Source organism: Pseudomonas acericola (SeqCode) (assembly GCF_053456465.1).
In genome coordinates this window covers 43,487-60,009 of record NZ_JBRFJB010000009.1, presented here as the reverse complement: position 1 = coordinate 60,009, position 16,523 = coordinate 43,487, and the positions used below count along the sequence as shown (strand labels likewise).

Here is a 16,523-nt window from a genome sequence, read left to right as displayed (position 1 = left end):
CAGCAGCGAACATTTTCGTCCGCCGCCTGAAGGAGTTGCCATGAGCACACTGGCCCAATTGCGCTATGCCTTGCTGGTTCCGCTGGTTTTTGCGGCGTTTGTCAGCACCCCGACGTTTGCCCAGACCGAAGTCATCATTCGCCAGGCGCCGCCGGTAGAGCGTGTCGAGGTGATCCCCGCCGGGCGCCCGGGTTATGCCTGGGACCGTGGCCACTGGGGCTGGCAGCGCGGTGCTTACGCTTGGGTGCCGGGGCACTGGCAGCCGGTGATGCGCAATGCGCGCTGGCAGCCCGGCCACTGGGAATCCCGTGGCCCGAACTGGTACTGGCGTGAAGGCCATTGGATGCGCTGAAACCTGATACTTAGCCTGCGGACCGAGAATTACCCGATTGAAAGACACTGACCCGGACGTTGAACTGCTGGCGCGTATCGGCAACAACGAACCTGCGGCCGTCAACGAAATGGTGACGCGCAAACTTCCGCGTTTGCTGGCGCTCGCCAGTCGGATCCTGGGGGATGCCGACGAGGCCAGGGACGTGGCCCAGGAGAGCTTCCTGCGGATCTGGCGCCAGGCGGCCAACTGGCGGGCAGGGGACGCGCGCTTTGACACCTGGTTGCACCGGGTTGCGCTGAATCTGTGCCGGGATCGCCTGCGTCGGCGCAAGGAGCGCCCGCTGAATGAAGATGAGGTGCTGCAACTGGCCGACACCGCGCCGTCGCCGGACGAGCACCTTGAAGCCGCCGACCGCAGCGCGCGGATGGCGGCTGCGTTGGCCGCATTGCCCGAGCGCCAGCGCGAAGCGATTGTGTTGCAGTATTACCAGGAGCTGTCGAACATCGACGCCGCGGCCCTGATGGAGATCAGCGTCGAGGCACTGGAGAGCCTGTTGTCACGGGCTCGCCGCCAGTTGCGCAATCAACTTGCCGATACACCAGGGCTTGCCCGCCCAGGAAGGGAAAAACCATGACGCCCGAACGATTCGCCCATTTGGCTGATGCCTACGGGGCCAGCCTGCATCGCTGGCCCCGCGCTGAACAGGCGCCAGCCCAGGCCCTGCTCGACAGCGGCAACCCCAGCGCCCGCCAGGCCTTGCACGAGGCCGCGTGGCTGGATACGCAGTTGGATGCGCACGCAGCGCCACTCACCGATCCGGCGCTGGCCAGGCAGATTCGCCAAGCCGTACCGCGACGGGCGTCATTTTGGTCGCGTTATGCCAACTGGCTGTCACCCGCCGGTTTGGTAGGCGTGGGCATTGCAGGCATCGCCGCCGGGGTGTTGGTGGCCTCGATGAGCGTGCCGTTGCCGATGCTGTCCTCCGAAGTGCTGCCCAGCGTCTTCGACCAGGGCGATGCGGAAGTCGTGTTTAGCGTCAACGCCGAGGAAACCGAACAATGACGTCCAAGTCCCTTAAACCGTGGTTGGCGGTATCGGTGTTGCTCAACGTGTTTTTGATCGGTGGCGTGGGCGGTGGTCTCTACCATTGGATGGCGACGGTCAAACCCGTCGAAGCCGTGGTCAACCAACATGGGTTGCGCCAGGCGATGTTCAAGCTGCCACCAGAGCGCCGCAAGGAACTGCGCCAACTGTTGCGACACAACCGCGCCGACAGCCAGCCGTTGATCATGGCCGGTCGCGAAGCGCGGCTTGGGGTGATCCAGCAACTGCAAGCGCCGACGCTGGACCGTGACGCACTGGTGAGCGAGTTGGCCAAGGCCCGTGAGGCCGATCTGTCTCTGCGGGCGCTGGTGGACACCACCCTGGCGGAGTTCGCCAGCCATCTGCCCCAGGATGAGCGGCAAAAACTGGTCGAGGCGCTGTACCAGCGTGGGCAGGCCAAGGCAAAGGAGAAGCTGACTCAAGTGGTGGCCAGTAAACCGCGCTCTTGAGCGGCTGTATCGGATTAAGATTTCGGCCAGGCACGCCGAAACAACGACTGGGATTGGGCGCCATCTTGCGCTCGGCTATTCAGCCGCCCGTCTGCCGTGGGGCGCTTCATGCAAAGGATGCTGTGCAGTGTGTTGAGCCTGGTGATGATCACGTCGTCGTTGGGCGGTTGAGCGGCGGCGCCGGTCAGGTCTGAAGTTACCGGGCCCGAAGTGTATGGCTATACCCTCTATCAAACGTTGAGCGGCAAACAATTCCAACCCCTCACGGGGACAGGCAAGCCCTTTGCCGACGACCTTGAGTTGTACCTGCAAGCGGCGCCGGACGGTGGTGTATTCGGGTTGTATGTCGGTAAAGACAGATGGCTGGATACCGTGAGCAAGACCAGCAAGCGGTATGTCACCGAACTTGAGTGCGAGGCCCCGGCCAGCAGTATCCGTATAAGGTCGAACCGCATCATTCGTTGGCCTTGGACATTGCCCTCTTGGCGGTCGCGATTCCGGTGGTGGTCGCGGTCGTGATCATGACGGGCGGCCAGGTGCTGTCCGATTGCACCTATGTGGGCACTGTCGAACAGGGCAAGAAAGAGTGTGATAAAAAACGCGAGGAGAAACAGGCAAGGGAGCACGAGCAGAACGCGGACAAGGAACGGCTGGAAAGTGGTTACCAATAGTTCGCCAGGCATTATTGATTGAGCGTCAGGCGTGAGCTGACGGCCGTGAATTTTAAGGAAGCGAATAAATGAAGTACTGGATGGTGTTGTGGCTGGTCATGGCCACAAGTGCAGCAGCCGCCCCGCGTAGCCAAGGGACGCCGGGAGAGTTTGATTTTTATGTGTTGTCGTTGTCGTGGTCACCGACGTTTTGCCTGACGCACCCGGACAACGAGCAGTGTTCGGGCAAAGGCTACGGCTTTGTGCTGCACGGTTTGTGGCCGCAGTATGCGCGGGGTGGGTGGCCGGCGTCGTGTGCGCCGCAGTCGCGGCTGAGCCGTGAGGAAATGGACAAGGGCGCCGCGTTGTTCCCTACCCGTGCGCTGCTCAAGCATGAGTGGGCCAAGCATGGCACCTGTTCCGGGCTTGAGCCCCTGGATTATCTGCAAAAGACCGATGAGGCGCTAGGCGTGGTCGTCATCCCGGAACAACTGCAGCCGTTCAACACCTCGCCGGCGTTGCCGGCCCGTGAGATCGAGGCGTTGTTTCGTGAGAGCAACCCACGCATGGGCAACCATGGGCTGGCAGTCATCTGCAAGGGCAAGGTGCTGTCGGAAGTGCGGGTGTGCCTGACCAAGGACCTGGCGTTCGCCGGTTGCCCACGCAGCGTGAAAACCCAGTGCCGCGACGGCGACATCCAGATTCCCACGCAGCGTTGATCAATGGTTGAGGTAGACCGGGCTATCACTGGACAGTGACGCCTTCACCCCATGACTGGTGTCGCTGACCAGCACTTCTTCGCGGCCCTCGGCCAGGGCTTGCAGGGTGAGGGCGACCACTTCCTGGGGCGTGCTTTTCGGCGCTTGCACATCGGCGACCATGTCGGTGTCGATGTAGGCGGGGTGCACGCCGATGACCAGGGTGCCTTGTTCGCGCAACTCGCCGCGCAGGCCGTTGGTCAAGCCCCACTGGGCAGACTTGGAGGTGCTGTAGCCGCCGGCGCCCGGCGGGCTCAGCCAGCTCAGTACCGAGAGCACATTGATCAGCGCGCCGCCGCCGTTGTGGGCGAGGATTGGTGCGAATGCGCGGCTCACGCGCAGGGTGCCGAAGGTGTTCACGTCAAAGTGCTGCTGCAGGTTCTCGACGCTGTCTGCGGCCAGCAGCGAACCGTACTTGAGAAAGCCCGCGTTGTTGATCACCACGCTGACGTCGCTGCACTGCTGCGCGGCGTTCTGCACGCTGGCGGTGTCGGTGATGTCCAGGGCGATCGGCGTGCTGCCTGGAATGTCCACGCTGGCGGGGTTGCGCGCGCCGGCGTAGACCTTGGCAGCACCGGCTTCGAGCAGGGCGGTGACGAATGCCTTGCCCAGGCCACGATTGGCGCCGGTGACCAATACCACTTTTCCACGTATGTCCATGCTGAGCTCCAGGCTGCGAATTAGGTTTAATGATGAAACCGTTTTTATCCTGGGCGTATCAGTCCTATAATGCAACCAAATTTTTCGGCTGGCTGGAGGCCTGACCATGAAACGCAAATGCCTGGAAGGTGACTGTTGCCCGGTGGCCCGCGCCCTGGACGTTGTGGGTGACTGGTGGACGCTACTGATTATTCGCGATGCCTTTGCCGGCGTGACGCGTTTCGGCGACTTCCAGAAGCACCTGGGCGTGGCCAAGAATATTCTTGCCGCGCGCCTCAAGGAGATGGTCGAGCAAGGCCTGTTGCAGCTCAGCGAAGTGGGCGCACGCAGTGAATACCAACTGACCGACAAGGGCCGCGCGCTGATGCCGGTGCTGGTGACGTTGGCGCAGTGGGGTGAGGCCCATACCGAACCGGAGCAGGTCGGTACCCGCTTGCTGGACGCTCGCGCGCTCAAGCCGTTGCGCAAGGTCGAGATCGTGTCCGAGGACGGCCGGGTGTTGGGCCTGGACGATATCGTGACCCAGGCCCCCGCGCTGGAGCAGTGAAAGCCCGCAGGGTGATTTTGTTCAATACCGCGTGGAATTTGCCCTTTACCGTGACGCCATCTTCAGCGTCACGACAAAAAAGGGAATCGCAATGAGCTTGATCATTTCCATGGCCGCCTTCGCCCTGGCCACCTCTATCACGCCGGGTCCGGTCAACGTGGTTGCCCTTAGTTCCGGCGCCCGCTTTGGCTTTGCCGCCAGCCAGAAGCACGTGTTTGGCGCCGCGGCCGGTTTTACCCTGCTGTTGGTATTGATCGGCCTGGGCCTGCATGAAGTGTTGGTGCGCTGGCCGTTGCTGACCCAATTGATCCAGTGGGGCGGCGTGGTGTTTTTGTTGTGGATGGCCTGGAAACTGGCCTCCGACGATGGCCGCCTGCAAGCCGACAACGCGGCCACCGCGCCGTCCATGCTCTACGGCGCAATCATGCAATGGCTCAACCCAAAAGCCTGGCTGGCCTGCGTGGCCGGGATGGGCCTGTTTGTGGCCGATGGCGACGCGCGGCAGGTTTGGCTGTTTGCCAGCCTTTACCTGGTGATCTGCTATCTGTCGGTGGCTTGCTGGGCGTATGCCGGTACGTTCTTGCGGCGCTATCTGAGCAATGCTCAGGGCATGCGGCTGTTCAACCGCTCAATGGCCGCGTTGCTGGTGGCCAGTGTGGGTTATCTGCTGATGGCTTGAGGATCTCGCGGTATTGCCCTGGCGTGGCGGCGAAATGCTGTTTGAAGGTGCGCTGGAAGTGCGCCTGGTCGGCAAAGCCGGCGGCCAGTGCCACATCGGCGATCAGCTCGCCCTGGCGCAATTGCCCACGGGCAAACTGGATGCGCTGGTTCAGCAGGAAGGCATGGGGCGTCAGGCCGTAATACTGCTTGAACGCGCGAATCAGATAGGACGGCGACAGCTCGGCGGCAGCGCAGATATCTTCCAGTTTCAGCCCTTGGGTGCAGTGTTCGCGGATGTATTCGCCCGCCCGTTCCAGCTTGTGGTTCAGCTCCCGCACAGGGGCGTCGCAGGGGTTCAGGCGCTGCTGCACTTCAGTGAAGAAGCTCACCAGCGCGCTCTGTTTTTGCAAGTGTTCCGCGTGCTCATCCACCAGTGTGCGGTAGAGTTCCAGCAGGCCATGGTACAGCGCGGCATCCCGCGTATAGGGCGTGGTGAACGGGCGATAACCCTGATCGGTGCTGAAGCCCAATTGGTGTTGCAGGTCGGTCATCCACGGCGTGTCGAGGTACAGCATCTGGTAGGACCAGGGCTCATTCTCGATCGGGTTGCAGGCGTGCACATCGCCGGGGTTCATCAAGACCACCGTACCGGCGTCGATCTGGAACGTATCCGCGCCGTAGTGGTAATAGCTGCGCCCGCGGGTGACCGCGCCGATGGAGAAGTGCTCATGGGCGTGACGGCTGTAGGTGACCTTGCGCCCGTCGGCGATCATCCGCGCCTCGATAAACCCCAGTGCGGGATCGCGCCAGAATTGTGGGGCTGGCGTGTGTGCAGATGAGGACATGGCAGCGACTCCAGAATAACGAGTGCTTACCTTATACGTCGGCGCCAGATGTTCAAGGCCTTACATGGAGGCGAGTGACACGCTGTGCATATAGTCGGCCCAAGGGTCCTGGCCGCTGCTGATCTGCTCCAGCGGCCGCGTCACCCTGGCTTGCACCAGCAGCGGTGTGGCCCCCAGCAAGAAATGCCGCCCGACCACCAGGCTCATCAGCTCGTGCGTGCGAGGTGAGTCCACGTGGCGCGGTACGCGGCGTCCGTGCACGTCCGGTTCTGGCACGGGGTCGACGGCATGCAGCACATCGGGGAGCTGGATAATGCCCAGGCGTTGCCCGCCGGCGGGCCTGGTGCTGCTGCCGGGTTCACTGCCCCGGGCGTAGGCGGGCCAGTCAAAGCCAAGGGCCGAGACATCCTGGCCTTTAGTGGTTGCGGCGTTTATCAGGGTTTTGTAGTCCAGGTCACGGCGGGGAATGAGCAACAAGTGGGTGGGGAAGCACTCATAAAGGTGGATGTCGCTGTAATGGCGCGCGCACAGGATCAAGCCAAAGCGGCCAATGCCTTGGGAGGGGTTGTTCAAGGCAAAAAACTCGACCCTGCCGAACTCCAACGCTTCGCGGCGTGGTAGCGACAGTGGTGGCAAGCAGTTGCGCAGGCACTCCACATAGGCGTCCTGTAGCTGGCGAAGTTGCGCGGAAAAGGCTTCGGTAAACAGATAGTTGAAGTCTCGGAGCCGGTCAAAACGGGTTGCCAGCTCCGCGTAATCCGCTCTTCCGTCCACGCAATGCCAGTGTTGCGAGCGGGCATCCAGGCGATTGGCCATGTACAAGTCGACGAACGAATACTGTTTCCCATCCCCTGGGCTGTCTTTGGATTGCCAGGTCCATATCAAATCTTCCAGTGTGGCCTGGTTCGGATATACACGAACCAACTCCTGGTGCGCGACGCTGCGCTGGCCGACGATGGGGCTCGCAAACGCATCATAGGCAACGCGCAAGCGTGCGCGCAGTGCATTGAGCTCGCGGATTGCAACATTGGTATCAACCACGCTGAAACGCTGCTGTTGGGCGAGCACGCCGTTGGTGATTGCCCAGGCCCGGATCGGTGGTGTCGCCCGGGAGCTTTCGAGGAACCGGTTCCAGCCGCGCTGGGCGGCAGGTAGGCAAGGTACATCAGTTCGTCATGGCTCATTTGCCGCGCTGCGCCGGGTGTGCGTTGCTCCAGATAGGTGGCGTATTGCTCAAAGAGCACCCAGGCCTGGGTGCACAGAAAGGGCATCGAATCTGGAATGTCGCGCACCAGCAAATGAGGGGCCTGGCCGCACAACATCAGATGTGCGGCAAGGGCGGCGGCCTGCGGGGTCAGCCCTCTGAAGCTGTTCTCTACCTGCAGGCGGACAAAGCTGACGGGTTCGCCCCAGAAGTCGTCTTGCGAAAGGTCTAGCTTATTGAACTGTGCCTGGCGTTCGCCGGCTTCAGGGTCCAGGTTCAGAATCAGCGCGGCCCACACCAGCGCGCTGCGGCTGGCCTGGGCGCTGAGGTCACTGGCATGGCTGCCGTGCCAATGCAGGGCCTCGGCCAACCGCTTGGCCAATTGTTGGGCGCGGGGCGAGGCGATCAGGCGAATCATCAGCAGGTCCGCTTCGGCACGCACATCCGCCACCGATTTGTGCGCCAGCACGGGGTCGCTGAGGTAGGTAAACAGTGGCACATCAAATTCGGACACAAACTGGCGACTGAGTGTTGCCACCCGCACATGGTCGGCTGTCGACAACGTCCAGGCGAGGGGTTGCGAGGCAAGAGTGGGTTTGAGTGCGCGCCAGTAATCGTTTTCGTACATGGCCAGGGGCGCGTTGACCCGCTTGCGTTGTGCTATCAGCCGTGCCTGCTCAAGTGTGGTGGGGACCTCGATCCTGTATAGCTTGAGTGCCTGGCGAAGGCTGACGGTTGCACTGGTGCGCAACTGGCCACCCAGGCGTTTGGCCAGCGCTGCCAGTCTTTCCACCTGCCGCGCGAGGACTGCGTTGGCCATCACGGGCTCCGTCAGCATCGTCCACTGCCCTTGCAGGTTGTGCGCGCCGACGCTGGCGTCGTCGCCGAGCAGGACATGGCTGGCAGGGTCGATGCCTTCCCGGGTGCGGATCGCGACAAACTCCGGTAGCGCCACCAGCGCCTCTAGCTGCTGGCGCCCGGGTTCCAGTGTGGCGAGCAACGTATCGGCGTCGGCCACAATCGCCGCATCAAGACCCTGGAGCCCGTCCAGCGTGCCAGCCTCGATCGCGCGGTAGAGCGCCTTGCGTATGGCGTATCGGTCATTGAGCAAACCGATGTAGCGGCTGTAGGTGGAGTGTTCATCCAGGTTGCGTGCGGCTGCGTACAGGGTGGGTGCGGGCGCTATCGACCATTGCCGCAGGCGTTCGACCAAGGCGTCGCGCTGGCCTTGGGTTGAAATGGGCGCGATGCCGTAAGCGTTCAGCATGGATACAGCGCTCAGGCTGTGGTCGGGGTAGATGTCGCTGCCCAATTGAGCGGCCAGTCGCACCAGCCGGTTCCAGCGCGGGTTTGGTGTTGTGGGGCGCAGCTCGCGCACACCGAGCTCTTGCCGTTCCAGGCGCGGCAGCACGCAAACGGCCTGTTTCACCCGGTCAAAATAGTAGGTGGACGGCAGGGTCTGGTGGTCTTCAGGGATGTTGTCCGCCATGACGGCCTGGAGTAACGGCGCCGCTTCGCGCAGGCTTCTGGCCAACAGCGAATCCGAGGTCAGTTGCAGGCGCAGCCTGGACAGCGCCGGGCCGTCGAACAGGTCAAGCGTTTGCAGGGCATCGGCCAATTGCTGGTAGTCGCGCAGCTGATTGACCCGTTCGGCGTGAATCAACGAGCGGTTCTGGCCCACTTCATCAACGGTGGGGAACGCCTGAGCGGTGCCCAGTTCCTCAATCATCACCTGGGCCTGCAGCCGGTTGGCAGGCATGGGGTAACCGTAGAAGGCCAGCACCCGATCCAGGGACAGGTGGCGCGCCACGTTGATCACCCGGTCGCCCAGGTAGGGCATGCCCAAGTCGGCGGGGTCCAGCAGTTGGGCAATGTACACAACCGGGCTGGCCACGCTCCACCACCCTGACGTGTCCGCCAGGGTGAAGGTGCTTGGCGTCTTCGCCGCGCCCGCGTCGGCCGATAATGTGCCATTGCGTATGTGCAGGGTCGCGAAATCCAGTTCAAGGCGATTGGCCCAGTCGATAAAGTCGAACCGATTGACGGCTTTGCAAAACACCTCACCCCATTGGCCCAACAATGAATACTGCGCCACGGTGATGGATTGGCTGGCGTTGGGCAGTGCCTGTCCAGGGTTGGTTTGCAGGGCGTTTATCAGTTCATGGATCAGCTCCCGGTCACCTTGTTGGCGCAGGTGTTCGCGATGACCGAAGTCGCTGTGGGAGGTGCTGTAGCTGACAATCGGCAGTTCTTCGCCGGACAACTCCTCGGGAGAGAGGGCAAGCGCATGCAGTTCGTCCATGGGAACGGCCTTCTGTAATGACGTAAGTGCACATCATTGGTCAATCGCAGCGCAGATCGACAGCAGGCCGTTCGTTCAACTCCGTGGTTCACCTCAGCCAGGATCGTAGGCGTCCGTCAGAAGTCCCAGCGCGTGGCCAATTGCAGGCTGCGCGGTTCGCCATAGAACCCGGTGCCGAAGTTGCCCAGGCCGGTGTAGTACTTTTTATCGAACAGGTTCTTCACGTTGAGCGTGGTGCTCAGGTGGTCGTTGAAGCGGTAGCGGGCCATCAGGTCCACCAGGTAGTAGCTGTCCTGGGTGATGCGCGCGTAGTCGCCGCCGTTGACGGCATCATTCGGATTGGGCTGGAACACGTTGCCAAAGAACTCGCTCTGCCAGTTCACGCCGCCGCCGACGGTGACTTTTTCCAGGGCGCCGGGCAGGCGATAGGTGCTGAACAGGCGCACTACCTGCTGCGGTGTAGTGGTTTGCAGCACCGAGCTGTACACGTAGCCGTCATCCGCATCGCGGGTGTGCTGGTAGGTGTAGCCGGCCGAGACGTTCCAGCCGTCCAGCACTTCGCCGGACAATTCAGCCTCGAAGCCCTTGGTGGTGGCACCGGCAATTGCCCGGTACACCGAGTCGGTATCAAAACCGGAAACGTATTGGGCGACGTTGTCCTGCTCGATGCGGAACACGGCAAAGCTGGCGTTCAGGCGGCCGTCGTAGAACGCCGCCTTGAGGCCGGCTTCGTAGGTGTTGCCTTCCACCGGGTCGAGCAGTTTGCGGTCGGCGTCCTTGCTGGTTTGCGGGCGGTAGATCTGGGTGTAGCTGGTGTAGGCCGACCAGGTGTCGTTGAGGTCGTAGACCAGTCCGGCGTACGGCGTGACCACGCCGCTCTGCTGATAGGTGGTGCGGTTGTCGGCTTTGGTCGGGTCGTAGAAGTCGGTGGTGTCGGTGCCGCTGAAATTGTTGACCCGTGCGCCGAGGATCACCGACAGGTCGTCGGTGGGCTTCAGGCGTGTGGCCAGGTACGCGCCGGTCTGGCGTTGCACGATGTCGTTCTGGCCGCTGCGGGGGATGTCCGGCTTGGCGTACTCGCCGTGCCAATCAAAGATGCTGCCGCCGACCGGTGGGTAGACCGAGCCGTACACCGGCACATCCTGTTTCGAGCGGGTGGCCATGAAGCCCATGATCAACTCATGCTCGCGCCCCAGCAGGCTGAAGGGGCCGCTGACGTTGATGTCCAGGGTGTTTTGCACCTGGTCGCCTTTGTACTTGCCCATGAACATGTACATACCATCGCCCGTCGCCGGGTCCGGGTTGCCGCCGCTGGCGGAGGCGAGCAGGGTGTCGTGCTGGCTGCGCTTGCGGTCGAGGCTGACTTTGAGCGACCAGTCGTTGGCCAGTTTCTGTTGCACGGAGGCAAAGATTGTCTGGTTGGTGAAGTCGCGGCGGCTCCAGTCTGCCGCCGGGTTGAATGAGCGCGAGAAATTCGTGCGCGAACCGTCGCTGAAGAACATCGGGAAACCGGTCCAGGTCGCGCCACGGGAACGGGTGTTTTGCTGGTCGATGCCGAAGGTCAGCAGGGTGTCGGGCGTAAGATCGGCTTCGAGGATGCCGTAGGCGATGTCCTTGGTGTTCTGGTAGTGGTCCAGGTAGGACTGGCGATCCTGATACACGCCGACAAAACGCCCGCGCACATTGCCGGACTCGGTCAGCGGGCCGGAGATATCACCTTCGGTGCGGTAGTTGTCCCACGAACCAAAGGTCTGCGTCACCGAAGCCTTAAAGGCGGCGGTGGGTTTTTTACGGATCAGGTTGACCGTCGCCGACGGGTCGCCGGAGCCGCTGAGCAAGCCCGCCGAACCCTTGATGATTTCCAGGTGGTCATACACCGCCATGTCGGTGCTGGTGGTGCCGTAGTCATACACGCCGTCGTAGGTCGAGTTGACGCCGTCGTACTGGAAGTTGGTGATCGGCAGGCCGCGCCCGGAAAACTCCCAGCGCTCGCTGTCGTAGTTCTGCACGCTGATGCCGGGGGCGCGGCGCAGGGTGTCGGCAATGCTGTTGGAGCCTTGGTCGTCCATTTGTTGGCGGGTGATCACGGTGACCGATTGCGGGGTTTCGCGCATCGACAGCGGCAGGCCGGTAGCCGAGGCCATGGACCCGGTGGTGTAGGAATGGCTGTCTTCGGTGATGGCGCCCAGTTGCTCGCCGGAAATCGTCGTGGCGCCCAGCTCCAGGGCGCCAGTGTTGGCCGGGATCAGTTCGAGCACGTAGCCGTTGTTGCCTTGGGGTTGTGCCTGCAAGCCGCTGTCCTGCAACAGGCGCTGCAAGCCACTGGCCGGCGTGTAGTTGCCATTGAGCCCGGGGCTGGATTTACCGGCGGCAAGGCTGTTATGGCCAGCGATGAAAATGCCCGATTGCGCGGCGAAACTGTTCAGCACACTGACCAGGGAGCCGCCCGCGATACGGTAGTTGCGCGTGGCTTGCTGGGTCGAGTCCGGCTCGGCGGCATACGCCGTGGGTACGCCGAGGCAAAACAGTGAAGTGGCCAGCGCCAATGGGCGCAGCGCGAAACGAGCAGGTTGCGACATGAAGAGTTCCCTTTGAATCAGATCGAACGGCGAATTGAAAGCGTCTGCAGGGTTAACCGGACGAGTGTTCAAAAGGGGAACTGGCGCGTGCAGATTTTTATCGGGGGACGACGGTGACCCACCAAGGGAGCGGGCTGTCGAGGCGAATCGGCAGCGCGGCTTGCAGCAGGTGCAAGGCGTGGGCGCTGTCCTTGAGCGGGAACGAACCCATCACCGGCAACTGCGCCACCGCCGGGTCACAGCCGAGGTGGCCGGGGCTGTAGCGGTTGAGCTCGGCGATCAGTTGGCCCAGCGGCAGGTTGTCGGCCAGCAGTACGCCGTGGCTCCAGGCTTCACGGGCGGGGGACGCGGCGGCGCTGCTGTCGACGTGTTCGCGGGTAAACCAGACTTGCTGGCCGGCTTCGATAATGCGCACTTGCCCGTTGAGCGTGCTGACCTGCACGCGGCCGTCGAAGACGTTCAGTTGGGTGCGCTGTTCGTCATGCAACACGCTGAAGCGCGTGCCCAGCGCTTGTAGGCGGCCGTGTTCGGTGTCCACCAGGAACGGCCGGTGGGCGTCCTTGGCGGTGTCGATCAGCACCTCGCCAAAACGCAGGCGCAACAGGCGTTGCGCCGTATCGAAGCGCACATCCAGCGCGGTCAAGGCGTTGAGCCACACATGGCTGCCGTCGGCCAGCAACGCATCGCGGGTTTCGCCACGGGTGGTGGCGTAATCCGCGCGCCAACCGCCCACCAGCCGGGGCAGGGCGGTGTTGCGCCAGGCGCCCCAGGCCAGTGTCGAACCGCCGCACAGCACGAGCAGGGTCTTGAGGGTTTGGCGCCGGGAACTGCGCAAGGCCCGGCCGGCGCTTTGCGGTTGTTCCAGCAGCGGCGCAAAGCGTTGGCTGACGCGCTCCACATACTGCCAGGCGGCCAAGTGCTCGGGGTTCTGCACAACCCAGGCCTGCCAGCGCTGTTGCTCCTGGGCGCTGCCGGGGGCCTGCAAGCGCACGTACCATTGCGCCGCCTGCTCCAGGCTGGCATGGCTGAGCGTGCCGGGGCTGTTCATTGCACCAGCATCCCGTCCAGTTCGGCTTCGAGGATCGCGCAGTGCAGCAGGGCCTGGGCCATGTATTTCTTGACCATGCGCTCGCCCACGCCCAGCTGTTCGCCGATCTGCTTGTAGCCCAGGCCGTGGAGTTGGGCGAGCAGGAAGGCTTCGCTGACCTTTCGCGGCAAGCGGGCGAGCATGGCGTCTACTTCGTAGAGGGTCTCGACGATGATTGCGCGCTGTTCCGGCGACGGCTGTGTGTCTTGCGGGCGCAAGGCCAGGCTGTCGAGCCAGGCTTTTTCCAGTTGGCGACGGCGCCAGTGATCGATGCACAAACCCCGGGCGATGGTCGCCAGGTAGGAGCGCTGGCGCAGGTGATCGGTCTCGTTGGGTGGGCGGTTGAGGATGCGGATGAAGGTGTCGTGAGCCAGGTCGGCGGCATCCCAGCGGTCATTCAGGCGGCGGCGCAACAGGCCGAGCAGCCAGCTGTGGTGGGTGCCGTAGAGGTGGGTGAAAGAGGTCGACACAATATCCATCCAGCGCAAAAGGATTGGCGTAAATAAGAATTGGTCGCGATTAAAGCAAAGGGAGGAGGTGGGCGCAAATGGTATTGGAAGGCTGGGGTGGGCACGTCCAAATGTGGGAGCGGGCTCCTGTGGCGAGGGAGCTTGCTCCCGCTGGGCTGCGTAGCGGCCCCAAGATTCTGGGAGCGCTTCGCACTCCAGCGGGAGCAAGCTCCCTCGCCACAACAAGCCCCACATGTTGAACTGTGTTGTGTCAGGCCGGTACGAGGAAGGCGGCTTCTAGCAGCTGTTGGGTGTAAGGGTGCTGCGGGTCGGCGAAAATCGCCTTGGCATCCCCTTGCTCCACCACCTGGCCCTGCTTCACCACCATCAACTGATGACTCAGCGCCTTCACCACCGCCAGATCATGGCTGATAAACAGGTAGGTCAGGTTGTACTTGGCCTGCAAACTACGCAGCAACTCCACCACCTGGCGTTGCACCGTGCGGTCCAGCGCCGAGGTGGGTTCATCCAGCAGGATCAGCCGTGGCTTGAGCACCAGGGCACGGGCGATGGCGATGCGTTGGCGCTGGCCGCCGGAGAACTCGTGGGGGTAGCGGTGGCGGGACTCCGGGTCCAGGCCGACTTCCTTGAGCGCCGCGATAATCGCCGCTTCCTGCTCCGCTGGCGTGCCCATCTTGTGAATGCGCAAGCCCTCGCCGACGATCTCGCTGACGCACATGCGCGGGCTCAGGCTGCCAAACGGGTCCTGGAACACCACCTGCATTTCCCGACGCAGCGGGCGCACCTGCTGCTGGGTGAGTTGGTCCAGTTGCTGGCCTTCAAAACGAATGCCGCCCTGGCTGCCGATCAGCCGCAGGATCGCCAGGCCCAGGGTGGATTTGCCCGAACCGCTCTCGCCGACAATCCCCAGGGTTTGCCCCTGGGGCAGGCTGAAGTTGATGCCGTCCACCGCCTTTACGTAATCCACGGTGCTGCGCAGGAAGCCTTTCTTGATCGGGAACCAGACCTTCAGGTCATCGACTTCCAGCAACGGCGGGCCCACCACATTGGTCGCCGGGCCACCGCTGGGCTCGGCCGCCAGCAGCTCCTGGGTGTAGGGATGCTGGGGCGATTGGAACAGGGTTTCGCATTCCGCCTGCTCAACGATGCAGCCCTTCTGCATCACGCACACCCGATGGGCAATGCGCCGCACCAGGTTGAGGTCATGGCTGATCAGCAGCAAGGCCATGCCCAGGCGGGCCTGTAATTCCTTGAGCAGCTCGAGGATCTTCAACTGCACGGTGACGTCAAGGGCCGTGGTCGGCTCATCCGCAATCAACAATTCCGGCTCATTGGCCAGGGCCATGGCGATCATCACCCGCTGGCGCTGGCCGCCGGACAATTCGTGTGGCAACGCCTTGAGGCGCTTGTGCGGTTCGGGGATGCCCACCAGATCGAGCAATTCCAGGGTGCGCTGGGTGGCGACCTTGCCTTGCAAGCCCTTGTGCAAGCCGAGCACTTCGTTGATCTGCTTCTCGATGGAGTGCAGCGGGTTCAACGAGGTCATCGGCTCCTGGAAGATCATCGCAATGCGGTTGCCGCGAATATGGCGCAGGGACTTTTCTTTCAGGGTCAGCAGGTCTTGCCCGGCGTACTCGATGGTGCCGGACGGGTGGCGTGCCAATGGGTAGGGCAGCAGGCGCAGGATCGAGTGGGCGGTCACCGATTTGCCCGAGCCGCTTTCGCCTACCAGCGCGATGGTTTCGCCGCGCTTGATGTCGAAACTGACGTTGCTCACCACGCGGTGGGAATGCTCGCCGGTGACAAACTCGACGCTGAGGTCGCGGATTTCGATCAGATTGTCCTGATTCATCTCATTTCCTCGGGTCGAAGGCATCGCGAGCGGACTCGCCGATAAACACCAGCAAACTCAACATGATCGCCAGCACGGCAAAGGCACTCATGCCCAGCCACGGCGCTTGCAGGTTGGATTTGCCCTGGGCCACCAATTCGCCCAGGGACGGCGAGCCGGCTGGCAACCCGAAGCCGAGGAAATCCAGGGCGGTGAGGGTGCCGATGGCGCCGGTGAGGATGAAAGGCATGAAGGTCATGGTCGAGACCATCGCGTTGGGCAGGATATGGCGGAACATGATCGCGCCGTTCTGCATGCCCAGCGCCCGTGCCGCGCGCACGTATTCAAGGTTGCGCCCGCGCAGGAACTCGGCGCGCACCACGTCCACCAGGCTCATCCAGGAGAACAGCAGCATGATCCCCAGCAGCCACCAGAAGTTGGGCTGCACGAAGCTGGCGAGGATGATCAGCAGGTACAGCACCGGCAAGCCGGACCAGATTTCCAGGAAACGCTGCCCGGCCAGGTCGACCCAGCCGCCATAGAAGCCCTGCAAGGCCCCGGCGATAACCCCGATGATGGAGCTGAGCACGGTGAGCGTCAGGGCAAACAGCACCGACACGCGAAAGCCGTAGATCACCCGCGCGAGCACGTCGCGGCCCTGGTCATCGGTGCCCAGCAGGTTGACGCTGGACGGCGGCGCGGGGGCCGGCACTTTCAGGTCGTAGTTGATGCTCTGGTAGCTGAACGGGATGGGCGCCCACAAGGTCCAGGCGTCCTTGGCCTTGAGCAGCTCCTGGATATACGGGCTCTTGTAGTTGGCTTCCAGGGGGAACTCGCCGCCAAAAGTGGTCTCCGGGTAACGCTTGAGCGCGGGGAAATACCAGTCGCCGTCGAAGTGCACGGCCAGTGGCTTGTCGTTGGCGATCAATTCCGCGCCCAGGCTGAGCACGAACAGGATCAGGAACAACCACAGCGACCACCAGCCACGCTTGTTGGCCTTGAACCGCTCGAACCGGCGGCGATTGAGGGGGGACAGATTCATC

The 16,523-nt window shown here is 62.8% G+C and carries 17 protein-coding genes; 8 read left to right on the top strand and 9 right to left on the bottom strand.

Going from position 1 to position 16,523, the window contains the following annotated elements; genetic code table 11:
- Positions 1–40 precede the first annotated feature (40 nt).
- The 6 genes from ACU688_RS24680 (at position 41) to ACU688_RS24655 (ending at position 3,256) form a co-directional block, all read left to right on the top strand.
- Positions 41–352, top strand: coding sequence for a YXWGXW repeat-containing protein (locus tag ACU688_RS24680; RefSeq protein WP_448186734.1), 312 nt, complete (start codon positions 41–43; stop codon positions 350–352).
- Positions 353–389: 37 nt separating this feature from the next.
- Entirely contained in the window at positions 390–968 is a 579-nt protein-coding gene (locus ACU688_RS24675; RefSeq protein WP_448186733.1) for an RNA polymerase sigma factor, read from the top strand.
- Positions 965–1,396: a hypothetical protein gene (locus ACU688_RS24670; RefSeq protein ID WP_448186732.1), complete on the top strand. Its 432-nt coding sequence runs from the start codon at positions 965–967 to the stop codon at positions 1,394–1,396. Before ACU688_RS24675 ends, ACU688_RS24670 begins: the two co-directional genes overlap by 4 nt.
- Complete coding sequence (locus tag ACU688_RS24665; protein ID WP_448186731.1) at positions 1,393–1,887, top strand: periplasmic heavy metal sensor; 495 nt, start codon at positions 1,393–1,395, stop codon at positions 1,885–1,887. The genes ACU688_RS24670 and ACU688_RS24665 overlap by 4 nt, the downstream gene beginning before the upstream one ends.
- Positions 1,888–2,369: 482 nt before the next feature.
- Entirely contained in the window at positions 2,370–2,558 is a 189-nt protein-coding gene (locus tag ACU688_RS24660; protein WP_448186730.1) for a hypothetical protein, read from the top strand.
- Between the two features lie 68 nt (positions 2,559–2,626).
- A complete protein-coding gene (locus ACU688_RS24655) occupies positions 2,627–3,256 on the top strand; it encodes a ribonuclease T2 family protein (RefSeq protein ID WP_448186729.1) in 630 nt (209 codons plus the stop codon).
- On the opposite strand, the gene ACU688_RS24650 is transcribed toward ACU688_RS24655, so the two are convergent.
- Positions 3,257–3,955, bottom strand: a complete 699-nt coding sequence (locus ACU688_RS24650) for an SDR family oxidoreductase (protein WP_448186728.1) — start codon at positions 3,953–3,955, stop codon at positions 3,257–3,259.
- 106 nt (positions 3,956–4,061) lie between these two features.
- On the opposite strand from ACU688_RS24650, the gene ACU688_RS24645 reads away from it, so the two are divergent.
- Entirely contained in the window at positions 4,062–4,502 is a 441-nt protein-coding gene (locus tag ACU688_RS24645) for a winged helix-turn-helix transcriptional regulator (RefSeq protein WP_448186727.1), read from the top strand.
- 91 nt (positions 4,503–4,593) lie between these two features.
- Positions 4,594–5,181, top strand: a complete 588-nt coding sequence (locus tag ACU688_RS24640) for a LysE family translocator (protein WP_448186726.1) — start codon at positions 4,594–4,596, stop codon at positions 5,179–5,181.
- Here the strand turns inward: ACU688_RS24640 and ACU688_RS24635 are convergent.
- From ACU688_RS24635 to ACU688_RS24600, 8 genes are all read right to left on the bottom strand, one after another.
- A complete protein-coding gene (locus ACU688_RS24635) occupies positions 5,123–6,007 on the bottom strand; it encodes an AraC family ligand binding domain-containing protein (RefSeq protein WP_448186725.1) in 885 nt (294 codons plus the stop codon). The two genes, ACU688_RS24640 and ACU688_RS24635, sit on opposite strands and share 59 nt — an antisense overlap.
- A gap of 60 nt (positions 6,008–6,067) precedes the next feature.
- Positions 6,068–6,823, bottom strand: coding sequence for a hypothetical protein (locus ACU688_RS24630; RefSeq protein WP_448186724.1), 756 nt, complete (start codon positions 6,821–6,823; stop codon positions 6,068–6,070).
- A 65-nt stretch (positions 6,824–6,888) separates the two neighbouring features.
- Positions 6,889–9,513, bottom strand: a complete 2,625-nt coding sequence (locus tag ACU688_RS24625) for a hypothetical protein (RefSeq protein ID WP_448186723.1) — start codon at positions 9,511–9,513, stop codon at positions 6,889–6,891.
- A gap of 116 nt (positions 9,514–9,629) precedes the next feature.
- Complete coding sequence (locus ACU688_RS24620) at positions 9,630–12,092, bottom strand: TonB-dependent siderophore receptor (RefSeq protein ID WP_448186722.1); 2,463 nt, start codon at positions 12,090–12,092, stop codon at positions 9,630–9,632.
- A 97-nt stretch (positions 12,093–12,189) separates the two neighbouring features.
- Positions 12,190–13,140, bottom strand: coding sequence for a FecR domain-containing protein (locus tag ACU688_RS24615; protein ID WP_448186721.1), 951 nt, complete (start codon positions 13,138–13,140; stop codon positions 12,190–12,192).
- On the bottom strand, positions 13,137–13,658 hold the full coding sequence (locus ACU688_RS24610; RefSeq protein ID WP_448186720.1) for a sigma-70 family RNA polymerase sigma factor: 522 nt from the start codon (positions 13,656–13,658) through the stop codon (positions 13,137–13,139). Before ACU688_RS24610 ends, ACU688_RS24615 begins: the two co-directional genes overlap by 4 nt.
- A 241-nt stretch (positions 13,659–13,899) precedes the next feature.
- Positions 13,900–15,501 carry an ABC transporter ATP-binding protein gene (locus tag ACU688_RS24605; RefSeq protein WP_448186719.1) on the bottom strand — a complete coding sequence of 534 codons (1,602 nt, stop codon included), beginning with the start codon at positions 15,499–15,501 and terminating at the stop codon, positions 13,900–13,902.
- Position 15,502: 1 nt separating this feature from the next.
- Positions 15,503–16,522: an ABC transporter permease gene (locus ACU688_RS24600; RefSeq protein WP_017738565.1), complete on the bottom strand. Its 1,020-nt coding sequence runs from the start codon at positions 16,520–16,522 to the stop codon at positions 15,503–15,505.
- Between the last annotated feature and the right edge of the window lies 1 nt (position 16,523).

What these genes read in the sequence shown, in the direction of transcription:
- ACU688_RS24680 (WP_448186734.1), top strand. Translation starts at nt 41, where the DNA reads ATGAGCACACTGGCCCAATTGCGCTATGCCTTGCTGGTTCCGCTGGTT.
- ACU688_RS24670 (WP_448186732.1), top strand. Translation starts at nt 965, where the DNA reads ATGACGCCCGAACGATTCGCCCATTTGGCTGATGCCTACGGGGCCAGC.
- ACU688_RS24665 (WP_448186731.1), top strand. Translation starts at nt 1,393, where the DNA reads ATGACGTCCAAGTCCCTTAAACCGTGGTTGGCGGTATCGGTGTTGCTC.
- ACU688_RS24655 (WP_448186729.1), top strand. Translation starts at nt 2,627, where the DNA reads ATGAAGTACTGGATGGTGTTGTGGCTGGTCATGGCCACAAGTGCAGCA.
- ACU688_RS24650 (WP_448186728.1), bottom strand. Translation starts at nt 3,955, where the DNA reads ATGGACATACGTGGAAAAGTGGTATTGGTCACCGGCGCCAATCGTGGC.
- ACU688_RS24645 (WP_448186727.1), top strand. Translation starts at nt 4,062, where the DNA reads ATGAAACGCAAATGCCTGGAAGGTGACTGTTGCCCGGTGGCCCGCGCC.
- ACU688_RS24640 (WP_448186726.1), top strand. Translation starts at nt 4,594, where the DNA reads ATGAGCTTGATCATTTCCATGGCCGCCTTCGCCCTGGCCACCTCTATC.
- ACU688_RS24635 (WP_448186725.1), bottom strand. Translation starts at nt 6,007, where the DNA reads ATGTCCTCATCTGCACACACGCCAGCCCCACAATTCTGGCGCGATCCC.
- ACU688_RS24630 (WP_448186724.1), bottom strand. Translation starts at nt 6,823, where the DNA reads ATGGCCAATCGCCTGGATGCCCGCTCGCAACACTGGCATTGCGTGGAC.
- ACU688_RS24625 (WP_448186723.1), bottom strand. Translation starts at nt 9,513, where the DNA reads ATGGACGAACTGCATGCGCTTGCCCTCTCTCCCGAGGAGTTGTCCGGC.
- ACU688_RS24620 (WP_448186722.1), bottom strand. Translation starts at nt 12,092, where the DNA reads ATGTCGCAACCTGCTCGTTTCGCGCTGCGCCCATTGGCGCTGGCCACT.
- ACU688_RS24615 (WP_448186721.1), bottom strand. Translation starts at nt 13,140, where the DNA reads ATGAACAGCCCCGGCACGCTCAGCCATGCCAGCCTGGAGCAGGCGGCG.
- ACU688_RS24610 (WP_448186720.1), bottom strand. Translation starts at nt 13,658, where the DNA reads ATGGATATTGTGTCGACCTCTTTCACCCACCTCTACGGCACCCACCAC.
- ACU688_RS24605 (WP_448186719.1), bottom strand. Translation starts at nt 15,501, where the DNA reads ATGAATCAGGACAATCTGATCGAAATCCGCGACCTCAGCGTCGAGTTT.
- ACU688_RS24600 (WP_017738565.1), bottom strand. Translation starts at nt 16,522, where the DNA reads ATGAATCTGTCCCCCCTCAATCGCCGCCGGTTCGAGCGGTTCAAGGCC.